The sequence below is a fragment of the Caballeronia sp. LZ029 genome, assembly GCF_031451275.1.
Taxonomy (GTDB): Bacteria; Pseudomonadota; Gammaproteobacteria; order Burkholderiales; family Burkholderiaceae; genus Caballeronia; species Caballeronia jiangsuensis.
The window spans coordinates 803,642-824,161 of sequence record NZ_JARUXO010000001.1; the positions used below are offsets into that span (position 1 = coordinate 803,642).

The following is a 20,520-nucleotide window of genomic DNA, read 5'->3' on the forward strand; positions in this document are numbered from 1 at the left end:
TCAGGCCGCGAGCGCCTTTTCGACGACCTCGCGCACGTCGCGCGATTTCGCCTTCGATGCGACTTCGCTCAGCGCCGCGTGCATCTTCTCGCGCAAGCGCGGCGTGAAGCGACGCCACAGTTCGAGCCCGCGCGCGAGACGCGCCGCGACCTGCGGATTGAGCGCGTCGAGCGCGATCACCTGTTCGGCCCAGAACGCGTAGCCTGAACCGTCGTCTGCGTGGAACTGTGCCGGGTTGCCGCTGCAGAAGCTGAAGATCAGCGAGCGCGCGCGGTTCGGGTTCTTGATGTTGAACGCCTGATGTTGCATCAGCTTGCGCACGATCTCGATCACCTTGCGATCCGGGCCGCCGCGCTGGGTCGCCTGAAGCGCGAACCATTTGTCGATGACGAGCGCCTCGTTCTCGAAACGCCGATAGAAGTCCGCGAGCGCCGCGTCTGCCACGGTCGCATCCGCGCCCTTCGTCGCGCTCGCGAGCAAGAGCGCGGAGAGCGCCGCCGAGCGGTCCGTCATGTTGTTGGCGGCATCGTATTGCGCCTGCGCGAGCCCGACGGCTTCACGCGGATCGTCGAGCTGGCTCAGATAGGCGAGCGAGAGATTCTTCAGGCCGCGCTTGCCCGCATCTTCCGGCAGCGGACGATATTCACCCGGCGTGCGATTCGCTTCATACGTCGCGAGCCACTTGTCGCGCAATTGCGACGCGAGACGGCGGGTCATGAAGACGCGCGCCGCGTGCACGGCGGCCGGATCGGACACGGCCATCTGCTCGGCGAGATAGCTTTCCGACGGCAGCATCAGCGCGAGTTCGCGGAACGCGGGCGTGAGCGTGGTGTCGTCGAGGACGCGTGCGAACGCGGCGATCACCTGTTCGTCGATGGCGAGCGCCTCGCCCTTGGCCGCGCGTCCGGCCAGCGCGAGCAGCTCGCGCGTCGCGAGACGCTGGCCGGCTTCCCAGCGGTTGAACGGATCGCTGTCGTGCGCGAGCAGGAACGCGAGCTCGTCGTTCGTATAGTCGTATTCGACGATCACCGGCGCCGAGAAATTGCGCAGAAGCGACGGCAGCGGCGCTTCGTTCACATCGACGAACGTGAAGGACTGCTCGCGCTCCGTGAATTCGAGCACGCGCGTCGTTCCGTTCGGCTCCTTCTCGCCTTCGAGACGCAGCGGAAGATCCGCGCCGTTCCGGCCGATCAGACCGACCGAGAACGGAATCAGCAGCGGACCTTCCTGCGTGTCGCGCGCGGCTTCGGAGCCATCGCCGTAACCCTGCGTGAGCGTCAGCGTGTAGCGCCCGTTCGCGGCGTCGTGGTGCGCGCGGACCGCCACGCGCGGCGTGCCGGCCTGGCTGTACCAGCGCTCGAACTGCGCGAGATCGCGCTGATTCGCATCGGCGAGCGCGTGACGGAAATCGTCGCAGGTCACCGCCTGGCCGTCGAAGCGCTGGAAATAGAGATCCATGCCGCGCCGGAAGCCGTCGCGGCCGAAGAGCGTCTGATACATCCGCACGACTTCCGAGCCTTTTTCGTAGACGGTCATCGTGTAGAAGTTGTTGATCTCGACGTAGCTTTCCGGGCGCACCGGATGCGCCATCGGGCCGGCGTCCTCGGCGAACTGCATCTGACGCAGCACGCGCACGTCCTCGATGCGCTTGGTCGCGCGCGCGGCCGCGCTCGCGGCGCCTTCGGCATCGCCCGCGGCCATGTCGGCGGAGAATTCCTGATCGCGGAACACCGTCAGGCCTTCCTTCAGACTGAGCTGGAACCAGTCGCGGCAGGTCACCCGGTTGCCCGTCCAGTTATGGAAGTACTCGTGGCCGACCACGGCTTCGATATTCGAGAAGTCCGTGTCCGTCGCGGTTTCGGGATTCGCGAGCACGTATTTCGTGTTGAAGATGTTGAGGCCCTTGTTCTCCATCGCGCCCATGTTGAAGTCGCTCACCGCGACGATCATGAAGCGGTCAAGATCCAGCTCCAGCCCGAAGCGCTTTTCATCCCAGCGGATCGAGTGGATGAGCGAGTCCATCGCGTGGCGGGTCTTGTCGAGATCGTGCGGCTCGACCCAGACCTGCAGCAGCTTCTCCTTGCCGGATCCGGACCGGATGCGCTCCTCGATGCACACGAGCTTGCCCGCGACGAGCGCGAACAGATAGCTCGGCTTCTTGAACGGGTCTTCCCATTTCGCGAAGTGGCGGCCGTCGGGCAGATCGCCTTCCTCGATCAGATTGCCGTTCGACAGCAACACCGGATACGCGCTCTTGTCGGCGCGCAGCGTGACGACGTAAGTGGCCATCACGTCGGGGCGATCGAGGAAATAGGTGATGCGCCGAAAGCCTTCCGCTTCGCACTGCGTGAAGAAGTTGCCGCTGGAGACATAAAGTCCGGAGAGCGTCGTGTTCTCCGCCGGATTGCAGATGCTCTCGATGCTAAGCTCGAAAGCATCGGCAGGAATATTGCCGATGGACAGACCGTTTTCATGAACACGGACATCCGCGTGCACGACGCCGTCGATCGCCGCGCTCACGAATTCGAGCTGCTCGCCCATCAAGTCGAGGCGCGACGCATCGCCCTGGGCGTCCGGGTTGCGGCGCAGCTTCATCGTGTTCTTCACGACCGTGCGCGCCGGCACGAGATCGAACTCGAGCGCGACGGAGTCGATCAGGAAAGCAGGCGGCGTGTAGTCCTGGCGGCGAATCACAGCGGATGCGGTCGTGGTAGACATGGCAAGATCTTCATGTTTGGATTGAACGGCGGCGGCGTCTCGTGTGCGCAGGTCGAGCGCACCAACGCATGCGCGCCTGGTCGAACCATTGTACAAGCCGTCCGGAGATCGTGAATCGGGCGGCGCAGCGCGTCGTGGAACCCACAAAACAGGACGCCGCCGTGCGGGTCACGGCGGTGCTGTCTATAACTGAGAAGGGTGCTCACCGAAGTGAGGATGACCATGAATTTCCCGATCAAGGCGCTCGCCCGATGGGCCGCGCTGATCCTGGCGATGTGGCTCGCGGGCTGCACCACCTATGTCCAGACGCAGGTCACCGCGTTCTCGGACTGGAGCGGCAGCGACACGACGCGCACGTACGCGTTCGCGCGCAAGGGCGAGCAGCAGAACAGCATCGAGCAGACGACCTACGAGACGCTCGTCGCGAACGAGCTGTCGAAATACAACTTCCGGCAAGTGCCCGAGGCGAGCGCGAACTATCAGATCGCGATCGCCTATTCGATTCGCGGCGACACGGTGACCGTGCGTCAGCCGGTCTACTACGATCCGTGGCCGATGTACGGTCCGTGGGGCGCGGGTCCGTACTGGGGCGGACCGTGGGGCGGCTGGGGACCATACGGCCCGTGGGGTGCGACGGGTTACGTCGACCAGAGCTATCCGGTCTATATCCACGCGCTGCAGATCCGCATGAACGACCGCAAGACCGGTCGCGAGACGTACAAGGTGACGGCGGTCAACTCGACCGGCGACGCGTCGCTCTATCAGGCGATGCCTTACCTCGTGCGCAGCGCGCTCGCGGATTTCCCGCTCGGCAACGGCACGGTGCGCACGGTGACGCTGCCCGTCGACAAGAACGGCGGCATCTCCAACGAAACGGCGGCGGCCGGTTCGAACGGCGGCGTGGCGCCCGCGCCCGCGGCCAAAACCGTCGATTGATCGAGAGGGCGTGCGACGACCGCGCGCCGTCGCATCGTCGTGAAAACGTGTCGGAAATTATTGCCGTGGCGTGCCGGGCCCGATTCTTTTCCCGGCTCCGGCGAAAGTTTGAAAAACGCCTGGTGGCCTTGACTAAACAGGGAATTATCGACGCGACGCCGGGCCGCAATATATGCAGCTTCGGCGAATTAGCGATATATTTCCGGGATGACAAAATCGTGTCCGCCCCGTCCTGAAGCCGTTCCCGAGCCCACCACATGGGATGCGCGGCTCGCACGCCGCCTCGTCACGCCGCTCGTCGGCACGCCGGTAACGCCCAACCATCTGACCACGCTGCGCCTCGCCATCGGCCTGGCCGGGGCGTATTTTTTGTCGCTCGGTCAGTTCTGGATGTGCACGCTCGGCGCGCTGCTGATCGCGCTGTCGAACCTCGTCGATCACACCGACGGCGAGCTCGCCCGCATCAGCGGACAGTCGAGCAAGATCGGCCATCTCTATGACCTCGCGTGCGACGCGCTCGTGACCGTGCTGCTCTTTCTCGGCATCGGGTTTTACGTCGCTGTGCATCACCCGTCGATGCCCGTGCCCGCGCAATGGCTCGGCGGCATCGCGGGCGTGGCGGTCGCGCTGATCTTCTTTCTGCGCATGCGTATCGAGTCGATGGTCGGCAAGTCCGGCACGAAGCAGGCGTCGATGGCCGGATTCGAAACGGAAGACGTGCTGTACCTGCTGCCGGTCGTGACGCTTCTGAACGGCATGACGCCGTTTCTGATCGCGGCGGCGATCGGCGCGCCGCTCTTCGCCATCTATGTGGCGGTGGACTATCAGCGTGTGAGCTCGCAGTTGAAACGCCGCGCGCAGGCGTCCCCTGCAAAAGACGGCAACGATTTCCAGGCGGTGAGATGAGCGATACGGCAACTCCGGACAACACGCTGACGCAACCTGCGCATGGGCCGGCGGTGAGCCGCCCGTCGAAGCACGACATCGATTCGATCATGACCGCGCGGCTTGCCACGCTGCCCACGCCGAAGCTGCGCGACGAATACGGCAAGCAAGGCTCGTTTCTCTACATCGAAGATTTCCTGCCGCGCGATTTCACCGAGCGCCTGATCGCCGCCGTTCATGACGTGATGCCGTCCGTGAACCGCAACTATCTGCCGGGTCACAAGGCGGGCGGCAGCGTGAGCCGCCATACGCTCGACAAGCTCGCGCCGTTCATCGCGGATCTGTATCGGTCGGACGCGCTCATCAAGTGGCTGGAGTCGATCACCGGCGACAAGCTGCAACTCTCGCCGCAAGACGATCCGCACGCCTACGCGCTCTATTTCTACACGCGTCCGGGCGACCATATCGGCTGGCATTACGACACCTCGTACTACGACGGCCGCCGCTACACGCTCCTGCTCGGCGTGATCGACGATTCCTCCTGCAAGCTCGACTACGAACTGCACACGAAGACGCCCGGCATTCCGGATCAGCCGGGCTCGGTGCAATATCCGCCCGGCGCGTTCGTGTTCTTCGACGGCGACAAGCTGCGCCATCGCGTGACGCCGCTCGGCGAGAACGAGATGCGCGTGTCGCTCACGTTCGAGTACGTGACGAACCCCAACATGCGTCCGTTCCAGCGTTTCATCTCGAACATGAAGGACTCGATCGCGTATTTCGGGTTCAGGCAGGTCTTTCGCCGCAAGGGCGGCAAGAACGGACTGGCATGAGCCGCGCGGGCACATTCCTGCTGTCGGTCGGCGTGGTGCTGTTCGTCGCGCTGCTCGGCTGGCAAGGCTTCGGATCGGTTGCATCGACGCTGGCCGCGGCGGGCTGGGGCTTGCTCGCGGTCGCGGCCTTTCACTTCGTGCCGCTCGTCATCGATGCCGGCGCGATCAGCGTGCTCTTCGCCGACCGTCAGCGCGACGTGTCCCTGCTCGACGCGTTGCTCGCGCGCTGGGCCGGCGAATCGGTGAACAGCCTGATGCCCGCGGGCCAGATCGGCGGACCGATGCTGATGGTCCGCTATCTCGCGCAACGCGGCATGCGCGCGCGCGACGCGGCCGCCGTCATCACCGTGAGCACGACGATGCAGACCGTCGCGCAACTGCTCTTCGCGCTGATCGGCGTCGTGCTGCTGACGGGTTACGCGTCGGGCGGCTCGTCGTCGACGGTGACGATCGCCGTGCTGGCGGTGATCGGCGTGATCGGCCTCATGATCTTCGGTTTCTATCTCGCGCAGCGGCGCGGTCTTTTCGGCCGCGCGATGCGCTTCGCGTCGGGAATCGCCGCGAAATTCTCGGCCAAGCGCGACTGGTCGTCGCTCGTCACGCGCGCCGAAGCCGTCGATGCCGCCGTGCACGAGATGTATCGCGAGCGCGCCAAGGTGGCGTCGAGCTTCGGCCTGAGTCTCGTCGGCTGGATCGTCGGCACGGGCGAAGTGTGGCTCGCACTGCATCTGCTCGGTCATCCGGTCGGCTGGGCGGAAGCGCTGCTGCTCGAAAGTCTCGGCCAGGCGATTCGCGGCGCGGCCTTCGCCATTCCCGGCTCGCTCGGCGTGCAGGAAGGCGGCTATCTGCTGCTCGCGCGTCTGGTCGGCCTGCCGCCCGAGGCGGCGCTCGCGCTGTCGCTCGCCAAGCGCGCGCGTGAACTGCTGCTCGGCGTGCCGGGCATCGTCTATCTGCATTTCGTTGAAAAAGGCTGGCAGCGCCGCCGTCTCGCGCGCGTGCCGGATATCGACTGACCCACCCAGAAGGGAACACAAGCATGCGCGCAATTATTCTTGCGGCCGGGATGGGCTTGCGCCTCGTTCAGCCCGAAGGCCAGCAAAAGCCGAAATGTCTGCTTCGCTTTGGCGATGCTTCGCTGTTGGAGCGTCATCTGCACTTTTTGAAGTCGGCGAATGTCGATGAAGTCGTCTTCGTCACCGGCTTCAAGAGCGAGCAGATCGAAGCCGAACTCGCATCCATCGACTGGAAGCCGAAGACTGAAATCGTCGTCAACGAAGAATTCACGCTCGGCAGCGTGCTGTCCGTGCATACCGCGCGCGACGCGATGACGCGCGGCGGCGATGTCCTTCTGATGGACGCCGACGTGCTCTACGACGAACGCATCTTCGAACCGCTCGTCGCGGGTGGTTCGGTGAATCGCCTGCTGATCGACCGCGATTTCGAAGCCGGCGACGAACCGGTGAAGCTGTGCGTCGAGAACGGCGTGCCGGTCGAACTGCGCAAGCAGGTGGCGGCGGGTCTCAAGTACGACACCATCGGTGAATCGGTGGGCTTCTTCCGCTTCGATCACGCGACGGCCACGCGTCTCGCCGACATCTGCGCCGATTACGTGGCGACGGGCCGCGCGAAGATGCCGCATGAAGAAGCGGTGCGCGATCTGTTGCTGGAAAAGTCCCACGTGTTCGATATCGCCGATGTGACCGGCGCACCGTGGATCGAAATCGATTTTCAGAACGACGTGAAGCGCGCGGCCGATGAAGTGCTGCCGCAATTGAACGCGCTGCGTCAGTTTGCAGGAGCATCCCAACAATGAACGCACCCGAAAACATTCCCGTCGGCTATTCGCGCACCATGCGCCTGCGCGAGATGCTGCAAAGCAATCGCCTCGAATTCCTGATGGAAGCGCACAACGGCATTTCGGCGCGCATCGCGAGGGAAGCGGGCTTCAAGGCGATCTGGGGCTCGGGCCTGTCGATCTCTGCGCAATTCGGCGTGCGCGACAACAACGAGGCGAGCTGGACGCAGGTCGTCGACAACCTCGAATTCATGGCCGACGCGAGCGATCTGCCGATCCTGCTCGACGGCGACACCGGCTACGGCAACTTCAACAATGTGCGCCGTCTCGTGAAGAAGCTGGAGCAGCGCGGCATCGCGGGCGTGTGTATCGAGGACAAGCAGTTTCCGAAGACCAACAGCTTCATCAACGGCGAAGCGCAGCCGCTCGCCGACATCGACGAGTTCTGCGGCAAGATCAAGGCGGGCAAGGATTCGCAGAGCGATCCGAACTTTTCGATCGTCGCGCGCGTGGAAGCGCTGATCGCCGGCTGGGGCATGGAAGAAGCGCTCAAGCGCGCCGAGGCGTATCGCCAGGCGGGCGCGGACGCGATCCTGATCCACAGCAAATTGTCGAAGCCCGACGAAATTCTGACGTTCGCGCGCGAGTGGGCCGGGCGCGGTCCGCTCATCATCGTGCCGACGAAGTACTACAGCACGCCGACCGACGCGTTCCGTCAGGCCGGCATCAGTTGCGTGATCTGGGCGAACCATCTGATTCGCGGCGCGGTTTCTGCGATGCAGGCCATCGCGAAGGAAATTCACGACAGCGAGACGCTCGTGAACGTGGAAGACCGCATCGCGTCGGTGAATGAGATCTTCCGTCTGCAGGACGCGGACGAGTACTCGGCCGCCGAAAACATCTATCTGAGCGCGGCCAACGAAAAGCGCAGCGCGATCGTGCTGGCGGCGAGCCGTGGCGCGGGCCTCGAAGCGTTGACCGAAGCGCGTCCGAAAGTGATGCTGCCGGTCGCGGGCAAGCCGCTTCTGCGTCACCTTGTCGAGGCGTTCAAGAAGGAAAGCATCAACGACATCACCGTGGTCGGCGGTTATCGCGCCGATGCGATCGAGAAGGGCGGCATCCGTCTCGTCGTCAACGAGCGGCACGACACCACGGGCGAGTTGGCATCGCTCGCGTGCGCCGTCAAGCACATGAACGGCGACACCGTGATTTCCTACGGCGACCTGCTGTTCCGCAGCTATATCCTGCGCGATCTGACCGAGTCGGACAGCGACTTCTGCGTGGTCGTCGATTCGTCGCAGGCGCCGGAAGCGGGCGCTGCCGCGACCGATTTCGCGTACTGCTCGACCGCCGACGACCGCGCGCTGTTCGGCCAGAAAGTGTGGCTCGACAGCGTGGTCGGCGCGGGCCAGGCGCTGACGGACGGCCGCGCACCGCAGGGCCGCTGGATGGGCCTCATCAAGGTGCGCGCCGGTGCGCGCGAACGGCTGCTCGCGACGCTCGACACGCTGCAACAGCGCGCCGATTTCGACAAGCTCGACATGGCCGCGCTGCTCAACGCGCTGATCGCCGCGGGCCAGAAGATCGAAGTGCAGTACGTGCACGGCCACTGGCGCGGCGTGAACGATCTCGACGATTTCCGTCGCGCGGGCGATTTCGCGCACGGTCAGACGCCCATCGGTTCGGAAGGCTCGGAGAACGCGCGTGATTGAGGCCGCCGAGTTCGTCGAGGCCGCGCGCGAGCGTGGTTTCGACTGGTACGCGGGCGTGCCTTGCTCGTTTCTCACGCCCTTCATCAATTACGTGTTGCAGGACGAGTCGCTGCATTACGTGTCGGCGGCGAACGAGGGCGATGCGGTCGCGCTGATCGCTGGAGTCGAACTCGGCGCAGGTCGCAAGCGCCGTGGCATCGCGATGATGCAGAACTCCGGTCTCGGCAACGCGGTGAGCCCGCTGACGTCGCTGACATGGACGTTCCGTCTGCCGCAATTGCTGATCGTCACATGGCGCGGCCAGCCGGGCGTTCACGACGAGCCGCAGCACGCGCTGATGGGTCCGATCACGCCGCAGATGCTCGAAACGATGGAGATTCCGTGGGAGCTGTTCCCGACGGAAGCCGACCAGATCGGCCCGGCGCTCGACCGCGCGACGGAGTACATGGACAGCGCCGGCCGTCCGTATGCGCTCGTCATGCAGAAGGGCAGCGTCGCGCCTTACGAGTTGAAGAAGACGGGTTTGTCGGGCGTGCGCGCCAATGCGCATCCCGCGACCGTTGAGCGCTTCGAAGGCGAGCGCGTGACGCGCCACGACGCGCTGCAAAAAGTCATCGCCAACACGCCGAAGGACACGACCGTCGTGCTCGCGTCGACCGGTTTCTGCGGCCGTGAGCTTTACGCGATCGACGACCGCGAGAACCAGCTCTATCTCGTCGGCTCGATGGGCTGCGTCACGCCGATGGCGCTCGGCCTCGCGCTGTCGCGTCCCGACCTGCGCGTCGTCGCGCTCGACGGCGATGGCGCGGCGCTCATGCGCATGGGCGTTTTCGCGACGCTCGGTGCGTACGGACCGTCGAATCTGATTCACTTGCTGCTCGACAACGGCGCGCACGAATCGACGGGCGGCCAGGCGACGGTGTCGCGGGAAGTCGATTTCGCGTCGATCGCGTCGGCGTGTGGTTACGCGCTCGCGCTCGACGGCGACGATATCGGCGTGATCGATCGTCTCTTCGACGCGAAAGACGTGAACGGCGCACGTTTCGCGCGCCTGTCGATCAGGACCGGCACGCCGGGCGATCTGCCGCGCCCGAAGATCACGCCCGAGGACGTGCGTGCGCGTTTGCAACAACACATTGGAGACCGTTGATGCTGCTGCTCAATCCGGGTCCTGTCACGCTGAGCGAACGCGTGCGCAAGAGCCTGCTGCAAACCGACTTGTGCCATCGCGAGCCGGAGTTTTTCGATTTGCAGGATGAGGCGCGCAAGCGTCTCGTCGCCGCTTACGAACTCGATCCGGCCGTGTGGAGCGCCGTGCTGATGACGGGCTCGGGCACCGCCGCCGTCGAAAGCATGATCGCCGGTCTCGTGCCCGAAGGCGGGCGCCTGCTCGTCGTGGAGAACGGCGTGTATGGCGATCGCATCGCGCAGATCGCGAAGCAATACGGCATCGAGTACGAAGTCGCCAAATACGAGTGGATGCAGGCGCCGGACATCGACGCGATCATCGCGCTGCTCGACAGCAAGCCGTTCACGAACGTCGCGATCATCCATCACGAAACGACGACGGGCCGCCTGAACGCGATCGATCAGTTGTCGCGCGCGTGCAAGGAGCGCGGCATCGGCCTGCTGCTCGACGCGGTGAGCAGCTTCGGCGCCGAAGCGATCGATTTCGACGGCGGCGGCATCGCCGCTATCGCCGCGACCGCGAACAAATGCCTGCACGGCGTGCCGGGCGCGGCGTTCGTCATCGCGCGCCGCGATGGGCTGGCGAAAGCGGCGAGCCGCAATTACTACCTCGGCATTGCGCGACTCGCGAAGTTGCAGGACGAGCGCAATACGCCGTTCACGCCGTCCGTTCACGCGTATTACGCGCTCGTCGAAGCGCTGCGCGAGTTCGAAGAGGAAGGCGGCTGGCGTGCGCGTCACGCGCGTTACGCGAAGCTCGCGGAGCAGGTGCGGGCGGGGCTGGCGGCGCTCGGCATCGACAGCGCGTTGTCGCCCGAGGAGTCGTCGGTGGTGTTGCGGGCGTATCGGCTGCCTGCGGGCGTCAAGTATGAAACGCTGCACGATGCGCTCAAGGCGAAGGGCTTCGTGATTTACGCGGGGCAGGGCGGGTTGTCGAAGGAACTGTTCCGCATTTCGACGATGGGCGCGCTCGATGCGCACGATATGGACCGGTTGATTTCGTCGTTCGTGGCGTTGCTGCGCTAAGCTAAGCGCCGCTCACTGCTTGCAAAAAATCGCCGTAATGAAGGGCGCGACGTGGTGCACATCCGCGTCGCTGCCCGCGGCGCGCACCTGCTGCTCGACCTCCTTATCGCCGCCCCACACGACCACGCCGTAAGCCGAATCGGCGATCGGCTCGCCCTTGCCGAGTTTGAAGATCGGGTCGTCCTTCTGGTACGCGACGACCACATAAACCTTGAAGCCGTAAGCCGTCAGCGTCGCGCCTTTCACCGGCTTGAACGCGTTGACGGAGTTCGGCTCCACGCGCATCGGCTTCGTTTCGAGCAGTCCGTCCTGCTGCAACGGCGCGACGAAATCATGCGCGGTCGACTTGCAATCGAGTTGCGCGTCGATCGACTTCGCATGCGCGAGCGTACCGAGTGACGCGAGCGTCACGGCCAGGGCGATTCGACAGGATCGGGCGACGTGCATCATGTTGACGCGATGTTCAGGACAGCTTGCACTTTAGCGAGATTGCAAGGAATCTGCACGAATCGTCGCGGGCGCGTGGCTGGGCCAACAAAAAAGCGGCCCGCAGGCCGCTTGCCGGATGAATCATCGATAGCGCGTCAGGCCGCCAGTTCCAGCCTCGCCGTGTTGCGCTTGTCGCGCGAATGCACGCGTTTGCCAGCCGCGTACGTTTCGAACACCGCGCGATCGTCGCCGAGCAGCGCGAACGCGAACAGCAGTTCTTCCAGCGATTCCGTGCGCGACGTGCGGCGCGCAAGCAGCGGCGTCGCGTTCGGATCGAGCACGACGAAATCCGCTTCGCTGCCGGGGCTGAGCGTGCCGATCTTGTCGTCGAGTTCGAGCACCTGCGCGGCGCCCGTGGTGGCGAGCCAGAACATGCGCGTCGCGGTCAGATGATGCCCGGTCAGGCGCGCGATCTTGTGCGCCTCGTTCATCGTCTGAAGCATGGAGAACGACGTGCCGCCGCCGACATCCGTCGCGAGCGCCACGGGCATGTTCGACTCGCCCGCCTTCTCGAAGTCGAACAGGCCGCTGCCGAGGAACAGATTCGAAGTCGGGCAGTGCGACGCCACCGCGCCGGTTTCCGCCATGCGCTCGCGGTCGCGCTCATCGAGATAAATGCAGTGGCCGTACACCGCGCGCCGACGCAGCAGGCCGTAGTGATCGTAAATGTCGAGATAGCTGCGATGCCCCGGAAAGAGGCTCTCGACCCACTTGATCTCGTCCGTGTTCTCCGCGACGTGGCTCTGGATGAACACGTCCTGATGCTTTTGCGCGAGCACGCCGCACGCTTCGAGTTGCGCTTCCGTCGATGTCGGTGCGAAACGCGGCGTCAGCGCGTAATGCTGACGTCCGCGGCCGTGCCAGCGCGCGATGAGTTCCGCGCTGTCGTCGTAGCCGGATTGCGCCGTGTCGCGCAGAAACTCGGGGCAGTTGCGGTCCATCAGCACCTTGCCCGCGACCATGCGCAGATTGCGCGCCTCGCTTTCGGTGAAGAACGCATCGGCGGATTGCTTGTGCACCGTGCAGTACACGAGCGCGGTCGTCGTGCCGCAGGCGAGCAGTTCGTCGATGAAAAAGCTCGCCGTTTCACGCGCGACCGCCGGATTCTCGAAACCGCGCTCGGTCGGGAACGTGTAGGTGTTGAGCCACGGCAGCAGGCCCGGCGCGGGCGACGCGATCATGTCCGTCTGCGGATAGTGAATGTGCGAGTCGATGAAACCCGGCACGATCAGCTTGTCGCGCATGGTGAGGACGGTCGCGTCGGCGGCGATCTTGTCGCGCAGCGACGCATACGCGCCTGCCGCGACCACCTTGCCGTCCTCGACGAGCAGAAGGCCATCGGCCTCGTAGACCGCGCCGTCAGCGGCATGCGCGGGATCTTCCCGGAAGGTCAGCAACTGGGCGCGGTAGGCGGTTTGAGTCATGATGCAACGTCTCCGTTTCTGGGTTCAAAGCTGTGAAAGCAGCACGAGTGAGAAGGCGGCGATGATCCACATCGCCGGCTTGATTTCCTTCGCGCGCCCCGTCGCCGATTTCAGCACGACGAACGCGAGAAAGCCGTACGCGACGCCATCGGTGATCGAGTAGGTCAGCGGGATCAGGATCATCGCGAGGAACGCGGGAATGGCTTCATCGAAGCGATGCCATTCGATCTGCGTGATCGCTTCCATCATGAACACGCCGACGAGCACGAGCGCGGGCGCGGTCGCGATCGCCGGAACGAGCGACAGCAGCGGCGAAAGAAACAGGAAGGGCAGGAAGCACAGGCCCGCGACCACGGCGACGAGTCCCGTGCGCCCGCCCGCCGAAATGCCCGCCGCGGATTCGATATACGCGTTCGCCGGGCTCGTGCCGAGCGGCGCGGAAACGAGCGCGGAGAAGGAATCGACCATCATCGACTGGCGGATGTTGCGCGGATTGCCGTCGCGGTCGTAGAGCTTGCCGGCTTCGGAAATCGCCATGAACGTGGAGAGCGCGTCGAAGAACGACGTGAACAGCATCACGAAGATGAACGGCCAGTAAATGACCTTCAGCGAGCCGACGAGATCGAGCTGTCCGACCGCCGAAAAGTCCGGCGCGGAGACGAGGCCGTTCCAGTTGACGAGCGTTTTGGTGGCGATCGCGGCGGGCCAGTACGCGGTGCCGTCGCCCCAGAAGCGGCCGATCGGAATCGCGATGATCGTCGTGAACACGATGCCGAGCATCAGCGCGCCGGTGACCTTGCGGGCGACGAGGATCGTCGTGACGGCGAGGCCGATCAGGAACGTGATGACGACGGGATTCAGCGACGCCGAATGCACGATCGTCACCGGATCGCCGACGACGAACTTCGCGTTCACGAGACCGATCAGGCTGATGAACAGGCCGATGCCGCACGACACCGCGTGCCGCAGATTCGCGGGAATCGCATCGACGACGAGCTTGCGCGCGTTGAATGCCGCGAGCACCGCGAAGATCACGCCGGACCAGAACACGCAGCCGAGCGCGGTCTGCCACGGCATCTTGCCGCCGTGAACCATCACGAACGCGAAGAGCGCGTTCATGCCCATGCCCGGCGCGACGAGCACCGGATTGCGCGCGTACAGGCCCATCGCGCAACTGCCGAGAAAGCTGACGATGACGGTCGCCGTCAGCGCGGCCGGAAACGGCACGCCGGCCTGCGAAAGAATGCCCGGATTGACGACGATGATGTACATCGCCGTGAGGAACGTCGTGATGCCCGCGACGATTTCCGTCTTCGTGCGCGAGCCCGCCGCGCGAATGCCGAAGAAGCGTTCGAGCGCCGTCGTGTCCTGTTGTGGTGTTGTTGCTGTGGTTTCCATGCGCTTTACTGCTTCCAGTGCTGATCCAGGCGCGCGACCATTGCGTCGCGTTCTTCTTCGGTGACGAACGAGGCTTCCAGGCTGTTCTTAAGCAGCGTGTAGACCTCGTGATCCGTGAGCTTCAGCGCATCGACGATCGCGAAGTAGTTCGCGTTGACGTAGCCGCCGAAGTACGCGGGATCGTCGGAGTTGATCATCACCGCGACGCCCTGATCGAGCAGGTCTTTCAGCGTGTGCTTGGTCATGTCGTCGAACACGCAGAGCTTGAGGTTCGAGAGCGGGCACACGGTCAGCGCGATGCGCGCATCCGCGAGACGCGCGACGAGCGCCGCGTCCTCAATGCTGCGCACGCCGTGATCGACGCGATCCACCTTCAGCAGATCGAGCGCTTCATACACATACGACGGCGGGCCTTCCTCGCCCGCATGCGCGACGAGCTTCAGACCGCGCTCGCGCGCCTTCGCGAACACGCGCTCGAACTTCGACGGCGGATGGCCGCGCTCCGACGAATCCAGCCCGACGCCGATCAGCCGATGCGCGTACTTGTCGAACAGAGGCAATGCGCTTTCGTACGTCGCGAGCGCGTCTTCTTCGGAAAGATGGCGCAGGAAACAGAGAATCAGCCTGCTCGAAAGACCGCGCTTCTCACCTTCGGCGAGCGCGGCATCGATGCCCGCGACGACCGTTTCGATCGCTACGCCGCGTTCCGTATGCGTCTGCGGATCGAAGAAGATTTCCGTGTGCGCGACGTGGTCCGCGAGCGCGCGCTCGACGTAGGCCATCGTCATGTCGTAGAAGTCCTGCTCGGTGAGCAGCACGCTCGCGCCCGCGTAGTAGATGTCGAGGAACGATTGCAGGTCGGTGAACGCGTAGGCGGCGCGCAGCGCATCGATCGAGTCGTACGCGAGCTTCACGTTGTTGCGCTTCGCGAGCGCGAAAATCAGCTCCGGTTCGAGCGACCCTTCGATATGGATATGCAACTCGGCTTTTGGCGCGCGCGCAATCTTGTCGGCGAGTGTGGGATTCATGTGGGCTTTGTTGTGTTGGGGCTACGGTTGCGCCTGTGGGTCAGGCGGTCTGTTGCGATGACGCGTGGCTCGAAGCATTGGCTTCGACCGCCTGCAGCAGTTGGGCTGCCGCTGCAACGGCGATCACTTCGGGCGCCTTGTCGACGATGCCGTCGATGCCGATCGGACACACCATGCGCGCGATGAGCGCCGGGTCGATGCCGCGTGCCGCGAGCCGGTGCTCGAACTGCTTCTTCTTCGTGAACGAGCCGATCATGCCGAAGAACGCAAAGTCGCCGCGTCTCAGGATGCATTCCGCCAGCGCGAGGTCCACCGTGTGGTTGTGCGTCATCACGATGTAGTACGTGTGGGGCGGCGCGCGGTCCACGGCTTCGTCGGGCGCGTCGTTCGGCTCGATCGTCACGTTGTCCGGCACGAACTGCGGCGCGGGAAACGCGGCGTCGCGCTCGTCGACCCAGGTCACGTGGCACGGCAGCGTCGCGAGCACGCGCACGAGCGCCGCGCCCACATGACCCGCGCCGAACAGCACGACCTGGAAGTCGCGCGGCGCGATGGTTTCGGTGAGCAGCGCGCCGCTCTCGTCGAAACCGGCGCCGTCCCACAAGAGGCAGTCGGCGTCGGTTGCGCCCGGTTCGGGATCGGAGAGCATGACGGCGTCGGGCATCGGCGCGAACGAGACGCTGCGCACGGTCGACAACCCCTGCGCGGTGCGTTTCGAAAGCGTCGTCACCCAGTTCAGATCCGCCACGTCGAGCCGCTCGAACGCGAGCACGACCGCGCCGCCGCAGCACTGGCCGAGGCTCGGGCCGAGAGCGAAACGCTCCAGCCGTCTCATGCGCGGGCTGCGCATGCCGTCCTTCAGCACTTGCCGTGCGGTCTCGATGGCCTTCCATTCCAGATGGCCGCCGCCGATCGTATAGCGCGCGTCCTCGCGCGTGACGATCATCTTCGTGCCCGGCTCGCGCGGCGCGGAGCCTTCGACACGCGCGACCGTCACGAGCACGACGGCGTCGCCGTGCGCGAGCAGGTGTTGCAGGTCGTTCAGCCAAACTTGCATCGAGTGAGCTCCAAAAATGTCGTTGTGCGTCGTCGCAGGCGCTAGTTTACCGGGGCGGCTTCTTCGGCCCCGACAGTCAGCGCGTCGAGAATTGCTTCGGGCGTCGCGGGCGCGCGCAATTTCGGCGCGTCGGTCGAATCGGGCGTCACCGATGCGATCGCCGCGCGAATCGCCAGCAGCACCGAGAACGACAGCAACAGCGGCGGCTCGCCGACCGCTTTCGAGCGGAAAACCGTCGGCTCGGCGTTGTCGTTGCCGGCATTACGAAAGAGGGCGACGTTGAAGATCGCGGGCGCGTCGCTGACGGCCGGAATCTTGTAGGTCGAGGGCGCGTGCGTCATCAGGCGGCCGTCGCGGTTCCACCACAGTTCTTCGGTCGTGAGCCAGCCCATGCCCTGGATGTAGCCGCCTTCCACCTGGCCGATGTCGATCGCCGGATTGATCGAGCGTCCCGCGTCGTGCAGCAGATCGGCGCGCAGGAGTTTCCACTCGCCGGTGAGCGTATCGACGACCACTTCCGACACCGCCGCGCCATACGCGAAGTAGTAAAACGGATGGCCTTGCAGCGTCTTCGCGTCCCAGTGAACCTTCGGCGTCGAATAGAAACCGTCCGACCACAACTGCACGCGCGCGAGATACGCGGCCGCGACGAGCTGATCGAACGGCATCTGCCCGCCGTTCACGTCCACGACGCCGCCATGAAAACGCACATCGGCCGCATTGCCGCCGAGCTGCTTCACGACGAGTTCGGCGAGACGCGCGCGGATCGTGAGCGCCGCGGCTTCGGCGGCCTTGCCGTTCAGGTCGCTGCCCGTTGATGCCGCCGTCGCCGATGTATTCGCGACCTTCGATGTATCGGTCGCCGTGACGCGCACGCGCTGCAAGCCGATGCCGAGCACGCTCGCGACGACCTGCGCGACTTTCGTGTTGAGCCCCTGGCCCATTTCCGTGCCGCCGTGATTGACGAGCACGGAGCCGTCCTTGTAGACGTGCACGAGCGCGCCCGCCTGGTTCAGAAACGGCACGTTGAACGAAATGCCGAACTTGACCGGCGTGAACGCAACGCCGCGCCGGAGCACGCCGCCTTTCGCGTTGAACGCGGCGATGTCGGCGCGGCGCGTCTGGTACTCGCTCGACGCGACGAGTTCGTCGGTCAATGCCGCGATCACGTTGTCCTCGACCGGCTGACCGTAAGGCGTCACGTTGCGATCGCCGATGCCGTAATAATTTGCGCGCCGCACGTCGAGCGGATCGCGTTTCAGCCGATGCGCGATCTCGTCGAGCATCACTTCCATCACGAGCGCGCCTTGCGGGCCGCCGAAGCCGCGAAACGCGGTGTTCGACTGCGTGTTGGTCTTGCAGCACAGCGCGCGGATATCGACATCGCTCAGGTAGTACGCGTTGTCGAAGTGGCACACGGCGCGCGTGGCGACCGCGCCCGACAAATCCGCCGAATAGCCCGCCCGCAACGCGATCTCGACGCGCGCGCCGGCGATGCGCCCGTCGTCATCGAAGCCGCATTCGTATTCGTAGACCGCGTCGTGACGCTTGCCGGTGATCATGAAGTCGTCGTCGCGATCGGCGCGCAGCTTCACGGGACGCTTCAGCAGATGCGCCGCGAGCGACGCCACGCACGCGAACAGCGCCGACTGCGATTCCTTGCCGCCGAAGCCGCCGCCCATGCGCCGGCATTCGCAGAGCACGGCGTGGGTCGGCCAGCCGAGCATGTGCGCGACGACCTGCTGCATCTCGCTCGGATGCTGCGTCGAACTATGGACGAGCATGCCGTCCTGCTCTTTCGGCATCGCGTAGGCGACCTGTCCTTCGAGATAGAACTGCTCCTGCCCGCCCACTTCGAACTCGCCTGCGAGCCGATGTTTCGCCGCCGCGATGCGTCCGTCCGGGTCGCCGCGGCGCAGATGGAGCGGCGGCAGCACGAACTGGTTGCGCGCCTTCGCTTCGCGCGGCGTGAGCACGGCTTCGAGCGGCTCGTAGCGTACGACATCCTCGCTTTTTGCGAGCGCGGCGGCGCGGCGCGCCAGATCGTGACTCTCGGCGATGACGGCGAATACCGGCTGGCCGAGGTACTGCACTTCATCGGCGGCGAGAATCGGATCGTCGTGCAGCACCGGACCGCAATTGTTCTCGCCGGGGATGTCCGCGGCCGTCAGCACCGCGACGACGCCGGGCGCAGCGCGCACCGCATCCAGATCGAGCGACACGATGCGCGCATGCGCGTGCCGCGACAGACCGAGCGCCGCGTGCAGCGTGCCGCGCGACTCGGGGATGTCGTCGGTGTAGATCGCTTCGCCGCTCACGTGCAGCGCCGCCGATTCGTGCGGCAGCGCGGCCCCGGCGGCGTCGAGCACCATCGGTTCGGTCAGTCGGTCCATGGCGCTTCCTCCACATGCGCGCCGTACGCGAAGGCGTTCACCTCGGCAAGCGCGAGCGGAGCGTCCGGACGCGTTTCCAGATAGAACCGCCAAAGCACGTTGCGCGCGACTTTCGCACGATAGGCGCTCGATGCGCGCATGTCGGTGAGCGGCTGGAAATCGGCGTCGAGTGCGGCCATCGCGGTGCGTGCCGCCGCTTCGTTCCATTCGTGGCCGATGAGCGCCGCTTCGGCCTGCGCCGCGCGTTTGGGCGTCGCCGCCATGCCGCCGAACGCGATGCGCGCATCCGTTACGCGATGGCTTTCGTCGAGCCTGATCGCGAACGCCGCGCACACCGCCGAAATGTCCTGGTCGTAACGCTTCGACACCTTGTAGGTTCGAAAGCGCAGCGCCGCGACCGGACGCGGCACGCGAATCGCCGCGACGAATTCGCCTGCATCGAGCGCGGTCTTCTGATAGCCGAGATAGAACGCGTCGAGGCGCATCGTGCGGGTTTTATCGGCCTTCTGCAGCACGAGTTCCGCATTCAGCGCGATGAGCGCCGGCATCGAATCGCCGATCGGCGAGCCGTTCGCCACATTGCCGCCGAGCGTGCCCGCGTTGCGGATCGGCCGCGACGCGAAGCGCGTCCACAGTTCGGCCAGCTCGGGATAGTCGGCGGCGAGCGCGGCATACGCGTCTTCGAGCGAGGCCGCCGCGCCGATCGTCAGCGTTTGCGCGTCGCGTTCGATCGTCTTCAGCTCGTCGACGTTGCCGATATACAGCACATCGCCGAGATCGCGAAACTGCTTCGTGACCCACAGGCCGACATCGGTGCTGCCCGCGAGCAGGCGCGCGTTCGGATGCGCGGCGCGCAATCGGGCGAATTCGGCGCGCGTGACGGGCGCGTGGAACGTGTGCGGACCGGAAGTATCGGACGCGCGGTATTCGAAGGTCTGCGCGCGCTTCAGTGCAATCAAGTGTTGCGTGATGGCGTCGGCATCGAAGGGTGGACGCGGATACTCGAACATGCGCTGCGCGGCATCGACGATCGGCCGATAACCCGTGCAGCGGCACAGATTGCCCGAGAGCGCGGCGGCGATTTCATCGCGCGACGGCAGGCCCGCATCGCGCGGATGCTGGTGATAGAGCGCCCACAGCGACATCACGAAGCCCGGCGTGCAAAACCCGCATTGCGAGCCGTGACAGTCGACGAGCGCCTGCTGCACCGGATGCAGCGCGCCATCCGCGCCGCGCAGATCTTCGACGGTGAAAAGGGCGCGGGAATCGAGCGTGGGCAGAAACTGGATGCACGCGTTGACGGCCTTGAGCGCGAGCGCGCCGGAAGCGTCGAGTTCGCCGATCACGACGGTGCATGCGCCGCAATCGCCTTCGGCGCAGCCTTCTTTCGTGCCGGTGCAAAGCGCGTTCTCGCGCAGATGCTGAAGCACCGTGCGCGTGGCGGGCGCGTCGCCGATCTCGCGCACGGCGCCGCGTTGGAGAAAGCGGATGGTTTGCGTTGTCATGATTCAGGAAGACATTGCGGACCGGGCGCGCGTTACGCGGTTTCCGTTCGCCTCATGGGTTGCATGAGAAAGCTGCCTTTGAGCGAAACGGACTGCGCGCACGTAGATCGCCATCCAGACGCGACCTTAACACCCC

General features: G+C 65.0%; 16 protein-coding genes. 8 read left to right on the top strand and 8 right to left on the bottom strand.

Features of this window, described 5'->3' with window-relative positions; genetic code table 11:
- A complete protein-coding gene (gene pepN, locus QCE73_RS03740; RefSeq protein WP_309879833.1) occupies positions 1-2,718 on the bottom strand; it encodes an aminopeptidase N in 2,718 nt (905 codons plus the stop codon).
- A 222-nt stretch (positions 2,719-2,940) separates the two neighbouring features.
- Between pepN and QCE73_RS03745 the strand changes: the two genes are divergently transcribed.
- The 8 genes from QCE73_RS03745 to QCE73_RS03780 all read left to right on the top strand — a co-directional run bounded on the left by QCE73_RS03745 (position 2,941) and on the right by QCE73_RS03780 (position 11,090).
- The gene (locus QCE73_RS03745; RefSeq protein ID WP_309881903.1) at positions 2,941-3,654 is read left to right on the top strand and encodes a DUF4136 domain-containing protein; all 714 of its coding nucleotides are present in this window, start codon (positions 2,941-2,943) and stop codon (positions 3,652-3,654) included.
- A 207-nt stretch (positions 3,655-3,861) separates the two neighbouring features.
- Positions 3,862-4,560 (top strand): CDP-alcohol phosphatidyltransferase family protein, encoded by a 699-nt coding sequence (locus QCE73_RS03750; RefSeq protein WP_309879834.1) that lies wholly within the window; start codon positions 3,862-3,864, stop codon positions 4,558-4,560.
- Positions 4,557-5,369, top strand: a complete 813-nt coding sequence (locus QCE73_RS03755) for a 2OG-Fe(II) oxygenase (RefSeq protein WP_309879836.1) — start codon at positions 4,557-4,559, stop codon at positions 5,367-5,369. Before QCE73_RS03750 ends, QCE73_RS03755 begins: the two co-directional genes overlap by 4 nt.
- Positions 5,366-6,382 (top strand): flippase-like domain-containing protein, encoded by a 1,017-nt coding sequence (locus QCE73_RS03760; protein WP_309879838.1) that lies wholly within the window; start codon positions 5,366-5,368, stop codon positions 6,380-6,382. The genes QCE73_RS03755 and QCE73_RS03760 overlap by 4 nt, the downstream gene beginning before the upstream one ends.
- 23 nt (positions 6,383-6,405) lie before the next feature.
- A complete protein-coding gene (locus QCE73_RS03765; protein ID WP_309879839.1) occupies positions 6,406-7,182 on the top strand; it encodes a phosphocholine cytidylyltransferase family protein in 777 nt (258 codons plus the stop codon).
- Positions 7,179-8,876 (top strand): phosphoenolpyruvate mutase, encoded by a 1,698-nt coding sequence (aepX, locus tag QCE73_RS03770; protein WP_309879841.1) that lies wholly within the window; start codon positions 7,179-7,181, stop codon positions 8,874-8,876. Before QCE73_RS03765 ends, aepX begins: the two co-directional genes overlap by 4 nt.
- Positions 8,869-10,026: a phosphonopyruvate decarboxylase gene (gene aepY, locus QCE73_RS03775; protein ID WP_309879843.1), complete on the top strand. Its 1,158-nt coding sequence runs from the start codon at positions 8,869-8,871 to the stop codon at positions 10,024-10,026. Before aepX ends, aepY begins: the two co-directional genes overlap by 8 nt.
- Complete coding sequence (locus QCE73_RS03780) at positions 10,026-11,090, top strand: 2-aminoethylphosphonate aminotransferase (RefSeq protein ID WP_309879845.1); 1,065 nt, start codon at positions 10,026-10,028, stop codon at positions 11,088-11,090. Before aepY ends, QCE73_RS03780 begins: the two co-directional genes overlap by 1 nt.
- Before the next feature lie 12 nt (positions 11,091-11,102).
- On the opposite strand, the gene QCE73_RS03785 is transcribed toward QCE73_RS03780, so the two are convergent.
- The 7 genes from QCE73_RS03785 to xdhA form a co-directional block, all read right to left on the bottom strand.
- Complete coding sequence (locus tag QCE73_RS03785; protein WP_404989762.1) at positions 11,103-11,537, bottom strand: hypothetical protein; 435 nt, start codon at positions 11,535-11,537, stop codon at positions 11,103-11,105.
- A gap of 137 nt (positions 11,538-11,674) precedes the next feature.
- Positions 11,675-13,003 (bottom strand): guanine deaminase, encoded by a 1,329-nt coding sequence (gene guaD, locus QCE73_RS03790; RefSeq protein WP_309879849.1) that lies wholly within the window; start codon positions 13,001-13,003, stop codon positions 11,675-11,677.
- Positions 13,004-13,027: 24 nt separating this feature from the next.
- Positions 13,028-14,401: an NCS2 family permease gene (locus QCE73_RS03795; RefSeq protein ID WP_309879851.1), complete on the bottom strand. Its 1,374-nt coding sequence runs from the start codon at positions 14,399-14,401 to the stop codon at positions 13,028-13,030.
- A 5-nt stretch (positions 14,402-14,406) separates the two neighbouring features.
- Entirely contained in the window at positions 14,407-15,429 is a 1,023-nt protein-coding gene (locus tag QCE73_RS03800) for an adenosine deaminase (RefSeq protein WP_309879853.1), read from the bottom strand.
- 40 nt (positions 15,430-15,469) lie between these two features.
- Positions 15,470-16,486, bottom strand: a complete 1,017-nt coding sequence (gene xdhC / locus QCE73_RS03805) for a xanthine dehydrogenase accessory protein XdhC (RefSeq protein WP_238288178.1) — start codon at positions 16,484-16,486, stop codon at positions 15,470-15,472.
- Between the two features lie 41 nt (positions 16,487-16,527).
- Positions 16,528-18,879, bottom strand: coding sequence for a xanthine dehydrogenase molybdopterin binding subunit (gene xdhB, locus QCE73_RS03810; protein ID WP_309879856.1), 2,352 nt, complete (start codon positions 18,877-18,879; stop codon positions 16,528-16,530).
- Positions 18,867-20,384, bottom strand: coding sequence for a xanthine dehydrogenase small subunit (xdhA, locus tag QCE73_RS03815; protein ID WP_309879858.1), 1,518 nt, complete (start codon positions 20,382-20,384; stop codon positions 18,867-18,869). Before xdhA ends, xdhB begins: the two co-directional genes overlap by 13 nt.
- Positions 20,385-20,520 lie beyond the last annotated feature (136 nt).

Excerpts from the sequence above, each read along its gene's own strand:
- pepN (WP_309879833.1), bottom strand. The coding sequence starts at position 2,718 with ATGTCTACCACGACCGCATCCGCTGTGATTCGCCGCCAGGACTACACG.
- QCE73_RS03745 (WP_309881903.1), top strand. The coding sequence starts at position 2,941 with ATGAATTTCCCGATCAAGGCGCTCGCCCGATGGGCCGCGCTGATCCTG.
- QCE73_RS03750 (WP_309879834.1), top strand. The coding sequence starts at position 3,862 with ATGACAAAATCGTGTCCGCCCCGTCCTGAAGCCGTTCCCGAGCCCACC.
- QCE73_RS03755 (WP_309879836.1), top strand. The coding sequence starts at position 4,557 with ATGAGCGATACGGCAACTCCGGACAACACGCTGACGCAACCTGCGCAT.
- QCE73_RS03760 (WP_309879838.1), top strand. The coding sequence starts at position 5,366 with ATGAGCCGCGCGGGCACATTCCTGCTGTCGGTCGGCGTGGTGCTGTTC.
- QCE73_RS03765 (WP_309879839.1), top strand. The coding sequence starts at position 6,406 with ATGCGCGCAATTATTCTTGCGGCCGGGATGGGCTTGCGCCTCGTTCAG.
- aepX (WP_309879841.1), top strand. The coding sequence starts at position 7,179 with ATGAACGCACCCGAAAACATTCCCGTCGGCTATTCGCGCACCATGCGC.
- QCE73_RS03780 (WP_309879845.1), top strand. The coding sequence starts at position 10,026 with ATGCTGCTGCTCAATCCGGGTCCTGTCACGCTGAGCGAACGCGTGCGC.
- QCE73_RS03785 (WP_404989762.1), bottom strand. The coding sequence starts at position 11,537 with ATGCACGTCGCCCGATCCTGTCGAATCGCCCTGGCCGTGACGCTCGCG.
- guaD (WP_309879849.1), bottom strand. The coding sequence starts at position 13,003 with ATGACTCAAACCGCCTACCGCGCCCAGTTGCTGACCTTCCGGGAAGAT.
- QCE73_RS03795 (WP_309879851.1), bottom strand. The coding sequence starts at position 14,401 with ATGGAAACCACAGCAACAACACCACAACAGGACACGACGGCGCTCGAA.
- QCE73_RS03800 (WP_309879853.1), bottom strand. The coding sequence starts at position 15,429 with ATGAATCCCACACTCGCCGACAAGATTGCGCGCGCGCCAAAAGCCGAG.
- xdhC (WP_238288178.1), bottom strand. The coding sequence starts at position 16,486 with ATGCAAGTTTGGCTGAACGACCTGCAACACCTGCTCGCGCACGGCGAC.
- xdhB (WP_309879856.1), bottom strand. The coding sequence starts at position 18,879 with ATGGACCGACTGACCGAACCGATGGTGCTCGACGCCGCCGGGGCCGCG.
- xdhA (WP_309879858.1), bottom strand. The coding sequence starts at position 20,384 with ATGACAACGCAAACCATCCGCTTTCTCCAACGCGGCGCCGTGCGCGAG.